Annotated in this window: 10 protein-coding genes and 1 riboswitch; of the genes, 1 reads left to right on the top strand and 9 read right to left on the bottom strand. The window is 49.6% G+C overall.

The window, feature by feature from the left end:
* Positions 1–134 precede the first annotated feature (134 nt).
* The 5 genes from ACMP1L_RS06220 to ACMP1L_RS06200 form a co-directional block, all read right to left on the bottom strand.
* Positions 135–1,061 (bottom strand): DMT family transporter, encoded by a 927-nt coding sequence (locus ACMP1L_RS06220; protein ID WP_418452380.1) that lies wholly within the window; start codon positions 1,059–1,061, stop codon positions 135–137.
* Between the two features lie 57 nt (positions 1,062–1,118).
* The gene (locus ACMP1L_RS06215; protein ID WP_118733710.1) at positions 1,119–2,168 is read right to left on the bottom strand and encodes an FAD:protein FMN transferase; all 1,050 of its coding nucleotides are present in this window, start codon (positions 2,166–2,168) and stop codon (positions 1,119–1,121) included.
* A gap of 103 nt (positions 2,169–2,271) precedes the next feature.
* Positions 2,272–3,963, bottom strand: a complete 1,692-nt coding sequence (locus ACMP1L_RS06210; protein ID WP_418452378.1) for an acetolactate synthase large subunit — start codon at positions 3,961–3,963, stop codon at positions 2,272–2,274.
* A gap of 219 nt (positions 3,964–4,182) precedes the next feature.
* Positions 4,183–5,700 carry a UDP-glucose--hexose-1-phosphate uridylyltransferase gene (galT, locus tag ACMP1L_RS06205; RefSeq protein ID WP_418452377.1) on the bottom strand — a complete coding sequence of 506 codons (1,518 nt, stop codon included), beginning with the start codon at positions 5,698–5,700 and terminating at the stop codon, positions 4,183–4,185.
* Positions 5,701–5,819: 119 nt separating this feature from the next.
* Positions 5,820–6,365 carry a Gx transporter family protein gene (locus ACMP1L_RS06200; RefSeq protein WP_373242642.1) on the bottom strand — a complete coding sequence of 182 codons (546 nt, stop codon included), beginning with the start codon at positions 6,363–6,365 and terminating at the stop codon, positions 5,820–5,822.
* A 126-nt stretch (positions 6,366–6,491) separates the two neighbouring features.
* Between ACMP1L_RS06200 and ACMP1L_RS06195 the strand changes: the two genes are divergently transcribed.
* A complete protein-coding gene (locus tag ACMP1L_RS06195; RefSeq protein WP_118733706.1) occupies positions 6,492–6,842 on the top strand; it encodes a NusG domain II-containing protein in 351 nt (116 codons plus the stop codon).
* A 76-nt stretch (positions 6,843–6,918) separates the two neighbouring features.
* On the opposite strand, the gene metK is transcribed toward ACMP1L_RS06195, so the two are convergent.
* The 4 genes from metK to ACMP1L_RS06175 all read right to left on the bottom strand — a co-directional run bounded on the left by metK (position 6,919) and on the right by ACMP1L_RS06175 (position 13,592).
* Positions 6,919–8,106, bottom strand: coding sequence for a methionine adenosyltransferase (gene metK / locus ACMP1L_RS06190; RefSeq protein ID WP_118733705.1), 1,188 nt, complete (start codon positions 8,104–8,106; stop codon positions 6,919–6,921).
* A gap of 85 nt (positions 8,107–8,191) precedes the next feature.
* Positions 8,192–8,311: riboswitch (SAM riboswitch) on the bottom strand.
* A 153-nt stretch (positions 8,312–8,464) separates the two neighbouring features.
* Positions 8,465–9,493 carry a hypothetical protein gene (locus ACMP1L_RS06185; RefSeq protein WP_418452375.1) on the bottom strand — a complete coding sequence of 343 codons (1,029 nt, stop codon included), beginning with the start codon at positions 9,491–9,493 and terminating at the stop codon, positions 8,465–8,467.
* Positions 9,494–9,733: 240 nt separating this feature from the next.
* On the bottom strand, positions 9,734–11,026 hold the full coding sequence (locus ACMP1L_RS06180; RefSeq protein ID WP_118733703.1) for a UDP-N-acetylglucosamine 1-carboxyvinyltransferase: 1,293 nt from the start codon (positions 11,024–11,026) through the stop codon (positions 9,734–9,736).
* Positions 11,027–11,117: 91 nt separating this feature from the next.
* Positions 11,118–13,592 carry a hypothetical protein gene (locus tag ACMP1L_RS06175; RefSeq protein WP_418452373.1) on the bottom strand — a complete coding sequence of 825 codons (2,475 nt, stop codon included), beginning with the start codon at positions 13,590–13,592 and terminating at the stop codon, positions 11,118–11,120.
* Positions 13,593–13,740: the final 148 nt, after the last annotated feature.

Below are 13,740 nucleotides of genomic sequence, written 5' to 3'. Positions count from 1 at the left end.
CAGCGCGTGCGAGTTTGGGTCGCAGGTCTGACAATAGGCGGCGCAGTGAACAAAGCGCAAAATTCCACCGTTTCTGCGTTTCTGTACGCGGTTTCCGGAACTTCGGACCTTTTAGTGGTTCCGTCTCAATATTTTTATTTCCTGCATGGAAACAGCTTTTCTGTCGGTATCTGCACCAGCAGCACCGCTGTGAATACCAGTGCGCATCCAAAGAGCTCTCTTCCGGAAAGCTTCTGTCCCAGGATCACCCATCCGGCCAGAACAGAGAACACGGATTCCAGACTTAACAGAAGGGAGGCTATAGTCGGATCCACACCATTCTGGGCTACGACCTGCAGGGTATAGCCGACACCGCAGGACATCACGCCTGCATAAAGGATCGGTGCTGCTGCCGCAATGACTGCAGACATAGATGGATGCTCAAATAGCAGCATCAGCACGCAGGCAAGTACGCCTGCGGTGAAAAACTGCACACAGGAAATCACCACGCCATCTGCTTTTGGAGAAAAGTAATCGATCACCAGAATGTGCACGGAAAATACCACGGAGCACATCAGCACCAACCGGTCTCCCGCTCCGATGGAGAAGGATTCCGTAATGCACAGAAAATACATCCCCACAGCCGCGATCACTGCACTGATCCAGATATTAATGCCGGCCTTTTTCTTTAAAAACAGGCCCATAAACGGCACGATGATGATATACAGAGTCGTGATAAATCCGGCCTTTCCCACCGTAGTCTGCCCAATACCAAACTGCTGCAGACAGCTTGCCAGGCAAAGCACACAGCCACAGCAGATGCCGCCGATGATGCCCATACGGGTCTGCTCTTTCTTTTCTTTTTCAGACAATGTCTGCCATATACTGTCTTTTCTTCCATGCATGAAAAAAATACACGGGATCAGTACTGCTCCGCCAAGAAGAAACCGGCATGTATTAAAGGTAAAGGTTTCTACATAATTCAGTCCCTCACTCTGGGCTACAAAGGCAATCCCCCAGACCAGGGCCGCAAGGAGCAGCATTGCGCTGTGTCCTGCTGTTTTTCTTGTTTTTGCTTCCATATTTTATTGTCCTCGACTTTTCATTCCCTCATGTATATTTTCTGTATTTCCGAAGCATCACTGACTCACATAAGCACCAAAGCCACTGCTCTCCATCTCCGTTCCATCCGGAAACACCCACAGTGCCTCCACACCATCCTGCGCCTCGATAAATGCCCTTCCTTCCTCCGGGTCCATGTTAAAAACTGCCGTGGAAAGCGCATCTGCCAGTGCGCTGTCCCCGCAGAGAATACTCACAGAATCATACTTGTTCCATGGCATCAGCGTATCCGGATTGATGATGTGATGATACCGCACACCGTCTACCTCATAATAACGCTGATAAGTCCCGCTGGTCACCAGGCAGCTGTCATTCAGATTCACAACCTTCAGATATGACTGTGCTGCGCTGGTATCCGGATTCTGAACCCCAACGCGCCATGGCTTTCCATCCGCCTTGGTCCCGATGGTTTCCACATTGCCGCCAAGGCTTAACAGCGCAGACGTCACCCCTGCTTCCTCAAGTGTCTCTGCCAGTCGTTTTGTGGCATATCCCTTTGCGATGGCTCCCACATCCAGGCTCATTTCCTGATCCGGCAGATACACCGTTGAGGCCTGCGGATCAATCTGTACCTGTTCCAGATCTGTATGCTGTGCCGCCTGCTGAAGCTTCTGCATATCCGGGATCTGTGCCCGGGAAGGGTCTTTCAGGCCTGCTTCCCGGTATTCATGCCAGATGGAAAGCACACTTCCCATTGCCACATTGACCCTTCCGCCGGTTTTCTCATACTCCTGTCTGGAAAATTCCAGCAGACTGATAAGCTCCGGATCTACCGTAACCGGCGCGATCCCCGCGTTGTCATTGATGGTTTTGATATTGCTGACACCATCATAATTATCATAAATATCAAACAGCTCATGATACTTTTTCATGGTGTCTTCTGCCAGGCTTTTATATTGTTCAAACTCTGCTTCATTCTTTGCGTAGATCGTGATGCTGGTTACCGTATCAAAATAATCCAGATACTGGGCATCGTACGCTGTCATCTGCTGGCCGCTGCCTGAACAGCCGGACAGAACAACTGCCGAAGCCAATGCAAGAAGAAACGTTTTTTTTCCGTGATTCATGTTTTCTGACCTTTCTTATTTTTTTGAACAGACCAGTTCATCATAGCACAAAAAAAGAATGTTGGAAACCCAGCATTCTTTTTTCAGTATCTATTTTATGTTGTTACAGCTTCTCCATCAGTTCTTTCAGGTGCGCTGTCAGCTTTGTGTTTTCCGCATAATCCACCGGGCAGTCAATGATAACCGGAACATTCTGCTCGAATGCCTTTTCAAGGGTTGGCACCAGCTCTTCTGCTTTTGTGATGCGGTAACCAATTGCCCCCATACTTTCCGCAAACTTCACAAAATCCGGATTCGTAAAATCTACACAGCAGCTCTTTCCGTACTGGTCCATCTGTTTCCATTTGATGAGGCCATAGCTGGAATCGTTGAAGATCAGGGTGACAAAGGGTGCCTTTACCCGCAAGGCCGTCTCAAATTCCTGGCAGTTCATCATGAATCCTCCGTCCCCGCACACAGCCAGAATTTTTTTCTCCGGATATACCAGCTTTGCCCCGATCGCGCCTGGCACGGAAATTCCCATAGTCGCGAAACCATTGGAAATAATACAGGTATTCGGCTCGTAGCAGTTGTAATGACGGGCAATCCACATCTTGTGGGCACCTACATCTGAGATTACGATATCCTCACGACCCATGACCCTGCGTACATCACTTAAGATCCTCTGCGGTTTCATCGGGAAAGAATCATCAGAAGCATAAGACTCATGCTCCTCTACCATCATCTGCTTGATTTCCAGGGCACGCTCCGGTTCCTGGCGTCTGGAGGTTCTTCTTCCAATCTGTACCAGGGCATCTGCAATATCCCCTACCACTTCCACCTCCGGCTGATACAGCTTATTGATATGAGCCGGGCGCATATCAACGTGAACAATATCAATCTTTCCTTCCGGATTCCACTTGGCCGGCGCGTATTCTACGATATCATAGCCCACAGCGATAACCAGGTCTGCTTCTTCCATGATCTTGTTCTGATAATCCTTCTGGGGGATGCCTATGGTCCACATGGAATACGGATTGTCAAACGGGATCACGCCCTTTGCCATCATGGTATTGATGACTGGAATCTTCAGCTTTGTGGCAAACTCTGTCAGTTCCTTTGATGCATGTCCTCTTACTACGCTGCTTCCAGCCAGGATCACCGGATTCTTTGCCTGGAAGATCATACCTGCCGCATCCTGCACGGTATCCAGCTCCGCGTATTCCTTCGGTGCGGTCTTTTTGTGAAGTGGCTTTTCGCCTTCCGGAACCGGCATTTTCGCTACATTCACTGGCAAATCAATGTGGGTTGCTCCCGGCTTTTCACTCTCTGCGTATTTGAACGCCAGACGTACTATCTCGCCCACGGTATCCGGGCGTACCACCATCTTGGTACGCTTGGTGATCGGTTCAAACATCTTTGTCAGATCCAGGAACTGATGTCCGGTAATGTGCATGCGCTCCGTTCCCACCTGTCCGGTAATAGCCACTAATGGCGCTCCATCACCGTCTGCATCTGCCACACCGGTTACCAGGTTGGTTGCGCCAGGTCCCAGCGTAGCCAGACAAACCCCCGCCTTACCAGTCAGTCTTCCATATACATCTGCCATAAACGCAGCCCCCTGCTCATGGCGTGTGGTAATAAACCGGATCGGGGACTGATCGATCGCATTCATCACTGCCAGGTTCTCTTCGCCTGGGATTCCGAATATGTATTCCACACCTTCCTCCTGCAGACATTCCACAAGTAAATCTGCCGCATTTCTCTGATGTTTTTCTTTCTGCTGAAGCACATTTTCGCTCTGCTGTTTTTCCATGATGACATCCTCCCTTGTGCAGCTTTTATGATTTTGTAATATAGCGCGTGTTTTTCACAATTACAATCACCATTTTCATTGCCTGTTTCACAATCATTTTCTTGTGGTTACCGGTTTTCATTATTTTCGAAAGCATATTTTGAACAAAATAAAGTGACGGTTCTCTGTCAGACAAACATTCCGACAGAAGAACCGTCATATTGAAAGAATTATAAACACTTATACATTTTCATTTTTTTGGAATCCGACCGTGGCCAGGAACCGTCCAAATGCCTCGCGGCCCTCCGGCGTGCACTTGTAGACACCGGCATCCTCCAGAACCCGGGCAAATATCTTTCCGACTTCTTCTTTTAAGATATCGTCCACATTTTCTCTCGTAATGGACGCGTAATGAGGCTTAAACTGATCCACCCAGTCAGCATGCTTTGCCAGCATCTCATCGGCACGGATATCACTGCCATCTATGATCGCATCGGCCAGCCTCGCCAGCTCATCCTTTAAGCGGGACGGAAGCACCGCAAGTCCCATCACCTCGATCAGACCAATATTTTCCTTCTTGATGTGATGCAGCTCCTGGTGTGGATGGTAAACGCCCAGCGGGAATTCTTCCGTTGTGATATTATTGCGCAGCACCAGATCCAGCTCGTAGCAGTTTCCGTTTTTGCGCGCGATTGGAGTAATGGTGTTGTGCGGCTCTCCGTTTGTCTCTGCATAGACAAACGCTGCCTCATCGGTGTAACCGCGCCATGCTGTCAGCACCTTTTCGCCCAGATCGATCAGGCGGTCCGGATTCTCACCGCTAAGACGAAGAACAGACATCGGCCAGTGCACGATTCCTGCCTCCACATCCTCAAAGCCCGGCATGGTAAACTTCTGTTCCATGCCGGCCCGCGCCATGGCAAAGGTATAATGACCTCCCTGAAAATGATCATGACTCAGAATGGAGCCGCCAACGATCGGCAGGTCGGCATTGGATCCCAGGAAATAATGCGGGAATTGTTTTACAAAATCAAACAGCTTCACAAACGCAGAGCGGTCAATCTTCATCGGGGTATGCTGCCCGTTAAAGACAATACAATGCTCATTATAATATACATATGGGGAATACTGAAATCCCCAGCGGCTCTCATTCACCGTGATGCGGATAATACGGTGATTGTTTCTGGCCGGATGGTTCAGACGACCTGCGTAGCCCTCATTCTCCATGCAAAGCAGACATTTCGGGTAGCCGCTCTGCTTTGCCAGCTTGGCAGCCGCGATAGCCTTCGGATCTTTCTCCGGCTTTGATAAATTAATGGTGATATCCAGATCTCCATACGGTGTGCTGGTCACCCATTTCTGATCCTTGCAGACCCGGTATCTGCGGATATAGTCAGAATCCTGACTGAGTTTATAAAAATAATTGGTAGCCGCCTCCGGACCGCCCTCCTGATAGCGGTTCCAGAAAATCTGTTCCACCTCGGACGGACGCGGCATCAGACAGTTCATCAGCTTCGCGTCAAACAGATCACGATAGGCAATGCTGTCTTCGATCAGACCCTGCTCACAGGCATAGTCCAGAAGTTCTCTCAGGATTTCCTCCAGGCTTCCTGTTTCTACCGGATCTTCCGGTTCCTCATAGGCTTCCAGTTTTAATGCCTCCAAAAGCTGATTTGTTGCATAAATACGGTCTGTTTCTGTGATCAGACCGGTCTCCAGACCATACTGCACCAGTTTCTTGATTGCTGTGTAAACCATATATAACCTCCCCATTCCCCATGTTTTTATATATTTCTTTCAGTATAATCCGTTTTTGTCTGCAGTTCCATAGAATAATCTTTGTCCTGTCTACAATTTTTTATGCCGACGCTGCAGATTTACCGGCGCATGCGCTGAATGACCGGCGCAATACGTTCTGTCACCAGGCCGCCAAGCAGGCCAATGACTCCTCCCGTGATGACACCGGTCACCAGAAGCACCGGCAGATATGTAAATACCCCCGCTGTCCCTGTGATCCAGGCTGCCATGGAAAGCTGTCCAATATTATGAAACACACCGCCAAGAATGCTGACTCCGGTTTTCTCAAACCAATCCATTTTTTTTGCAAGCGCCATAACCGCAAGACTTAGGATGCCGCCCGCAAGTGCATACAGCATACTGCCCGGATTACTGAACGTAAAGCCCACCATCACAATACGAAGGAGCCCGACCACCAGGGTTCCTGCGGCCCCCACTGTATATAGCCCCACTACATTCACCAGGTTTGCAAGGCCCAGCTTGATACCGGGCACCGGAACCGGAAGCGGGATCAGCGCCTCCACATAGCTGAATATAAAAGCCAGGGCAATAAGCAGGCCATATAAGGCGGCTTTATCCGCATGGCCCCGTATTCTGCGCTTCTGACCAGGTTTTCTGTTTTCCAATTTGACATCTCCCTGCTTCTATGCTATAGTTCAAACACGAAAAAGCTCTGACTTCTGTCCGGATTATCCAGTTCAGAATCTTTAACCATTATATCATTATCCTATCATTTTAGAAAGAGAGATCCCATGACAAAAAAAAAGCGGGAAATCATTCTGGTCCTGATCCTTCTTGCGGCTGCCTCCGCCGGATTTCTGATTAATCAGGCCATGCACAGGCAGCCGGCTGCCCGGGTCGAAATCACCGTAGACGGCCACCTTGTCCAGACACTGGACTTAAATCAGGATGCTGATCTCATCATAGACGGCGCAAACGGCGGCACCAACCATCTGATCATCCAGAATGGTGCTGCATGGGTCAGTGAAGCTTCCTGTCCCGACAAGGTGTGCGTGCATCAGGGCAAAGTCTCCATGAACGGAGAACTGATCGTCTGTTTGCCAAATCGTATGATTGCCAAGATCGTAGCTCCGGAATCATAAAAAATCAAAAACAGGCAAGGACCGGAAAATCCGCCGCAGCGGACTTCCGGTCCTTTCTATTGTCGTATATTTTCTATTACAGATATGCCTTCAGAACATCCACCTTGTCCAGTTTCTCCCACGGAAGATCCAGATCCGTACGACCGAAGTGGCCATATGCTGCGGTCTGCTTGTAGATCGGACGGCGCAGATCAAGCATCTTGATGATACCGGCCGGTCTTAAATCAAAGTTTGCGCGGATGATCTCAACCAGCTTCTCATTTGAGAGCTTACCGGTTCCAAAGGTGTCTGCCATGATGGAAGTCGGATGGGCCACGCCGATTGCGTAGGAAAGCTGGATCTCACACTTATCAGCCAGTCCTGCCGCAACAATGTTCTTTGCAACATAACGTGCTGCATACGCTGCGGAACGGTCTACCTTGGTGCAGTCCTTACCGGAAAATGCGCCGCCGCCGTGACGTGCGTAGCCGCCATAGGTGTCTACGATGATCTTACGTCCGGTCAGGCCGCTGTCTCCGTGCGGTCCGCCGATCACGAAACGTCCGGTCGGATTGATGAAAAACTTGGTCTCAGCGTCTACCATCTCTGCCGGAAGGATCTCATCAAATACATATTTCTTAATGTCTGCATGAATCTGTTCCTGGGTTACTTCCTCATCATGCTGGGTAGAAAGAACTACTGCATCCAGACGCTTTGCCTTGCCGTTCTCATCGTACTCTACGGTAACCTGGGTCTTTCCATCCGGGCGAAGGTAACGGAGAGTTCCATCCTTGCGGACCTTGGTCAGCTGACGTGACAGCTTGTGTGCCAGGGCAATCGGATACGGCATGTACTCCTCGGTCTCATTGGTTGCGAAACCGAACATCATACCCTGGTCACCTGCACCGATGGCATCCAGTGCGTCATCGTCCATGGTGTTCTCTTTTTTCTCCAGTGCGGTATCTACACCCAGTGCAATATCCTTGGACTGCTCATCCAGCGCTACGATCACGCCGCAGGTATCGCAGTCAAATCCATATTTCGCGCGGTCATAACCAATTTCACGTACGGTCTCGCGCACGATCTTCTGAATGTCAACATACGCGTTGGTGGTAATCTCACCCATGACCATAACCAGGCCGGTGGTGGTGCAGGTCTCACATGCAACACGGCTCATCGGGTCTTTTTCCATCAGCGCATCCAGAATTGCATCAGAAATTGCATCGCACATTTTATCCGGATGTCCCTCGGTAACAGACTCGGAAGTAAACAGTAACTTTTCCATGAAAATCCTCCTTAGAATAATAATAAATAAACAAAAGAAAAGTCCGTAGCAACGCTGCGGACTTGATTTCTGATTCGATCAAATCCTCTTATTGCTCGATTTCTCGCTCAGGTTGGCACCTTCCGCACGCTCCTGCCAGTAGCATTTCGTATGGGGTTGCCGTGACTTCACAGATCCTTTGTATCTCCATCACTCTGAATAAGGGATTACGCACTTTTCAATTTATCAGCGGACGCGCCAGAGGCGCTTCCCCGATCTGAATGGTAACAAAAACACGCAGCTATAGATCACAGCTGCGTGTCATATCTTAACAGATTCCCTGTCCACTGTCAAGGACTTTCCTGCTTTTTGATCTTTTTTATCTGGTCTTGCCCTTTACCCATATACCAGAGGCATTGACATAGTAGCCATCCGGAGTCCAGGTATTGGTCAGCATGTTGCCGTTGGTCAGGTCGCAGTAGTAGTAATTTCCGTCTCCTGCCTGGATCCAGCCTGTACGCATATAGCCCACACTGTCAAAGCAGTACCACTGGCCGTTGATCTGCAGCCAGCCGTTTGTCGGGTAAGTGCCGTCAGCAAAGCGATACCACCAGCCTACGCTGTCCTTGACCCAGGCTGCCTGCCGGGTGCTTCCGCCCGGAGTATTGGCCGTACTGCCGGAAGAGGTATTGCCGGTTGTATAGTTGCCGGCCTTGATGTTTGCAAGCATCTCCTCATCCACATAGATGTAATCAGATTCGTACCAGTCTCCTTTTTTGCTGTTGCTGTTTACTGCGCGAACCTTGAAGTAATACTCACCCTCTCTGGTAATACTGGAAGCAAAGTTGTAATACTCGCTGCTGGTAGTGACTGCACTGCCTACCGAGCTGCTGCCGCGGTATAAACGCACCTGATAGCTGACTGCTCCTGAGGTAGTTTCCCAGGTTGCAATCGGAGAATTGTCATTTTCCCAGGATACATTATCAATCTCCATGGTTCCTTCCAGATCATCCAGCTTCACAGTGATGATCAGGGTAGAGCTGGAATCTTCTCTTCTGGAAGAAACATAGGTTGCCTTATCTCCCTTTAAAGAAACCTTGGATTTCGCCATGGAAGCAAAATAATAATCGCTGTCTGCTTCCAGAGTAATCTCAACTCTCGGAACATCTCCGTCGACCCACTCGCCATCGTCATTTACAATGTCAACATCGGTTACATCATAATTGCTGCCGTTTGCGGTAGCAGTAACACTTCCGCCGCTGTCTCCTACTGCGATGTCAGAATCAATGGTAATGCTGACACTGGTAATTTTGGTCCTGCTCTCTGCTGCCAGGGCAGTTCCTGCAGCAAGTGCTGTAAGCAGCGCTGCGCCGATCAGACCGGCTAAACTTTTTTTCCATAACTTCATACTGATATCATCCTCCTTTTGCATCCTTCGGATTTACTGATCTATATATCACGATTTCTTATCTGATTACTTACAGGTTACCAGAAAAACGTGTACAGTTTGTGTCCGGAACCTAACAATTTCCCTACAGAATTTAACGATTTGCTTACAATTCTTACCAAATTGCTCCAGATCGATCCGTATAGAGCAAAACAGGCTGTCCGTTCATCCTATCCTGATAAAACAGACAGCCTGCAGCAATTATCCAATCTTTAAGCGGAACTTCTGTGCTTCTTTCTCAGAATCCACCATCTCGATGGCTGCACCAAGTCCCTGAAGCTTCTCCTCAAATTTTTCATATCCGCGCTGGATGTAGCCAATCTCATCCACCACGGTATATCCTTCTGCCGAGAGACCTGCGAGTACCAGTGCCGCTCCGGCGCGAAGATCCGGAGACTCCACGCGTGCCCCGGTAAAGCCCCTTACGCCATCAATGACAGCTACATTGCCCTCTACCTTGATATTTCCGCCCATACGTGCCAGTTCATCCACATATTTGAAGCGGTTCTCAAAAATGCTTTCAGTGATCATGCTGGTTCCCTCTGCCAAAGCCAGCGTCACAGCCATCTGAGGCTGCATATCGGTCGGGAAGCCCGGATATGGCAGTGTCTTGATATTGGTTGAGCACTGCTTCGGCCGTCCGACCACGCGTACCTCGTCATCTCCCTCGATCACCTCACAGCCGATCTCGATCAGCTTTGCGGAAATTGCTTCAAGATGCTTCGGAATCACGTTTTTTACGGTAATATCACCCCGGGTCACAGCTGCCGCACACATAAACGTGCCGGCCTCGATCTGATCCGGAATGATAGAATAATCGGTCCCGTGCAGAGTTCTGACACCGCGGATACGGATGACATCCGTACCGGCTCCCTTGATATTGGCTCCCATGCTGTTTAAGAAGTTCGCCACGTCTACGACATGAGGCTCTTTTGCCGCATTTTCAAGGATGGTCATGCCCTCTGCCATGGCTGCTGCCATCATGATGTTGATGGTCGCGCCCACAGAAACCATATCCAGATAAATATGGGCACCTACCAAATCAATCGCATGTGCATGAACAGCTCCACGTTCAATCTCGATTCTGGCTCCCAATGCCCGAAAGCCCTTCAAATGCTGGTCGATCGGTCTGCTGCCGATATCACAGCCTCCCGGAAGCGGTACCTGGGCACTCTTGTACTTGCCGAGAAGCGCACCGATAAAATAATAGGAAGCACGGATGCGGCGGATGTATTCGTCATCTACCGATACCTCATGGATGGTAGATCCGTTGATCTTTACGGTATGACGATCGATACGGTCAACCTGCGCTCCAATCTCCTGGATTGCCTCCAGAAGCACATTGATATCACGTACATCCGGAAGATTTTCGATGACAACCTCCTCATCTGTCATAATGGAAGCTGCCAGAATACCAAGCGCGGCATTCTTTGCTCCGCTGATCACAACATCTCCTACCAGCGGATTGCCGCCTTTCATAATATACTGATTCATTACACACCTCTATAGGAAAAGTAAAACTTTACATTTTTATTAAATCTTAATGATTATACCACAGATTCCCGTTTTGTAAAGAAAAAACGCATTACCGGAGGTTCACCGCGCAGATGAAATCATTTCCCCTCACGCGGAAGTACTCGGTACTGTCATTCAATCCTGCTTTGTAAAGTTCCCCGCTCTGCGGATCAAACACGGTTACATTGTACTGGTCAAAACCGCAGAGGATCAGATACTGTCCTTCCCCCGTATAACCGGCCACCGGAATTCCCTGATCGATAAAATACAGCATCTGTGCCAGGCTGCTTCCGCGGGCATTCAGGACCACCAGGTTTTCATTCTCATAAACCTGACTCTCCGTGAAGGTATCCAGATGACGTGCCAGCGGAGCAAAGGCAGACTGCGGGTCACGGATATTCCGGATATTACCGCGCTTGACACGGTTCCACAGTATATTGCGGTCCTTATCTGTGACAACCCCCATCTGATCATATGCCAGCTGCAGTGCCTCGGAAAAATCGGATGTCACCTTTAACAGATGGCCGCTTCCGTATGCGTAAAACTCCATATCGGAAAGCTGGGCATTGGACTTTAACTCAAGACGGTCAGACTGCTCGAAGCTTACCCGTTTCGGAGCCTGGAAACGGATACTGCGCCCACCCTTCAGCTCCTGCGCCAGTTCCACAAAGTAAACACGTTCTTTTTCCGGTGATGCATACCATCCAATTCCTTCCAGTTTTCCATGTCCAAGGTCCACATTGCAGACGATGGTATCCTCCGGACTGTCTGCATAGGTGTGCGGTCCGGTTTTCGTGACACGTTTTAAATGAATACGGCTTTCATCTACCGTAACCTCAGAAATGTAGGTTCCGGATTTACCGTAGCTGGTTTCCTCCTCCATCTGGTCATTGATGATGCGGACACTGTACATAGGAAGGTTCTCAGTCCGGCCATTCACCAGCCAGATGTCATCCTCCCTGGATGTGCCATACACCAGATCCCGTCCTACAAAGCCAAGAGTACGGACATATTCTCCATCTGAAGCGCGAACCTCACGGTTTTCACCTGTCTCTAAATCCATCAGATGCAAAATACGGGACTCATAGAGCGTTCCCTCCTGCCATGCGATCCGCTTCTTATCCGTACTGACAGCAAAGGTTCCATCCGTGAGTGAATCTGCAACGACCATATTCTCCCGGCTGTTCATGTCGATCCCGTAAATGGCATGATCCACATACAGATACAGCATGCCGCCGGCGGTCTGAGTAGCCAGACAGTCAAGATCTGCCGCCAGCTGCTCATAGGATCCGGAATACGGAATAAAATATCGTTCTTCCAGTGCATTACCGGCTGCCGTATAATGGTATCCGGCAATCCCATTCTCACCCTCATGATTTCCACGGTTCATATAACCATATACCAGAAAATCCACATCGCCGTCATCTTCCACAGAAAGGATCCTGACATCATGATGGTCGTAGTTGCTCCGCACATCTGTGCTGTCATCATCGCGGAAGGAAAAAATCCTCACGGCACGGCGGTCTTCCGGCTCAAAGCTCCAGAGATCCCGGTTCACCCGGTACGCCAGGGTCTTTCCGCCGGCGCTCTTTACCAGCTCTACGCGGTCATCCTGCGTGATGCCAAGCAGGATACGCTTTCCGGAATACTCACTGCGGTCACCTGCAAAGATCTGATTTACTGTCCGGTCATACTGCATCATGTAAATGCGAAGCTCATTCCATTTCAGGGTAAAATCTTCCTCGACCTCATACGTTTCCTCTGCGCCATCTCCCTGCCGCTTTGCCTGATAGGAAAGCTGTACGCCGCACATCACGCCATCCAGTTCTTTTAAGCGGATCTCCACATTGCCTTCCGGCTGCATATTCAGCTTTCCCCAGGTCAGCTGGGAAAAGCTGGAATGAATGGAGGTATGTCCAAAGGTACTGTTATCCTCCGACGGACTGGTCTCAAGATATGTGGTCAGGCTTTTGGCCTGCTCATAATCAAAGGTCTTGATGGAAAAATCTGCTGCCAGATCAACCATATCCCTGGCATGCTGCGCAGAATCTGTCCAGAGGATCCTGGTGTAGTAATACACAGAGCCATAATTTTCTGTATCAAGCTGAATTATCAGCTGGTATTCCCGTTCCTTTGTGAGAAGATTCTGAATCGGCAGAGTAGCTGCAATTCCCTGCTGGGTCTGCTGCCAGTCCGACACCTCTGTGCGCTCCACCAGGCGTGCGCGGTCCATGCTGCGGACCTCGTAGCTGATCCCGGTAACTCCACCGCCGGTAATATCCACCGTCAGTGCACGATCCTCAGGAAGGATCGTCAGATTCTCTCCGGCAGCCGTTGTGTTCATCTCCTGACGGTATCCATACAGCCGGTTCATATCACGGCCAAGCATCTGCACGGTGATGCTGGGAAGCGATGCCGCTTCCATATCCATATATACGGCCTGGTCCTGGCCGCTGTTCCATCGGTTATTCGCCAAAAAAAAGACGCAGAGCGCCGCAGCAAATACACCGGTTAAAATTCCGATTCGTTTTACAATATGATTCATATTCTGATAATTCCTTACTTTTTTCATGGCCATGCACAATGGCCGGAACACTCTCTGACATTCCATCAAATATTGTACCCTGTTTTCCACTTCCCCACAAGGAAATGTTTTCTTAAATTTCGCTTGCTATCACGCAGGGTATCCCTTA

The sequence above is a fragment of the Ventrimonas sp. genome (assembly GCF_048380235.1).
Lineage (GTDB): Bacteria > Bacillota > Clostridia > Lachnospirales > Lachnospiraceae > Brotaphodocola.
This window is presented reverse-complemented; position numbering and strand designations above follow the sequence as displayed.

Bases quoted from the DNA above. Each gene is read 5' to 3' on its own strand.
- ACMP1L_RS06180 (WP_118733703.1), bottom strand. From the start codon at position 11,026: ATGAATCAGTATATTATGAAAGGCGGCAATCCGCTGGTAGGAGATGTT.
- ACMP1L_RS06210 (WP_418452378.1), bottom strand. From the start codon at position 3,963: ATGGAAAAACAGCAGAGCGAAAATGTGCTTCAGCAGAAAGAAAAACAT.
- metK (WP_118733705.1), bottom strand. From the start codon at position 8,106: ATGGAAAAGTTACTGTTTACTTCCGAGTCTGTTACCGAGGGACATCCG.
- ACMP1L_RS06175 (WP_418452373.1), bottom strand. From the start codon at position 13,592: ATGAATCATATTGTAAAACGAATCGGAATTTTAACCGGTGTATTTGCT.
- ACMP1L_RS06215 (WP_118733710.1), bottom strand. From the start codon at position 2,168: ATGAATCACGGAAAAAAAACGTTTCTTCTTGCATTGGCTTCGGCAGTT.
- galT (WP_418452377.1), bottom strand. From the start codon at position 5,700: ATGGTTTACACAGCAATCAAGAAACTGGTGCAGTATGGTCTGGAGACC.
- ACMP1L_RS06220 (WP_418452380.1), bottom strand. From the start codon at position 1,061: ATGGAAGCAAAAACAAGAAAAACAGCAGGACACAGCGCAATGCTGCTC.
- ACMP1L_RS06195 (WP_118733706.1), top strand. From the start codon at position 6,492: ATGACAAAAAAAAAGCGGGAAATCATTCTGGTCCTGATCCTTCTTGCG.
- ACMP1L_RS06185 (WP_418452375.1), bottom strand. From the start codon at position 9,493: ATGAAGTTATGGAAAAAAAGTTTAGCCGGTCTGATCGGCGCAGCGCTG.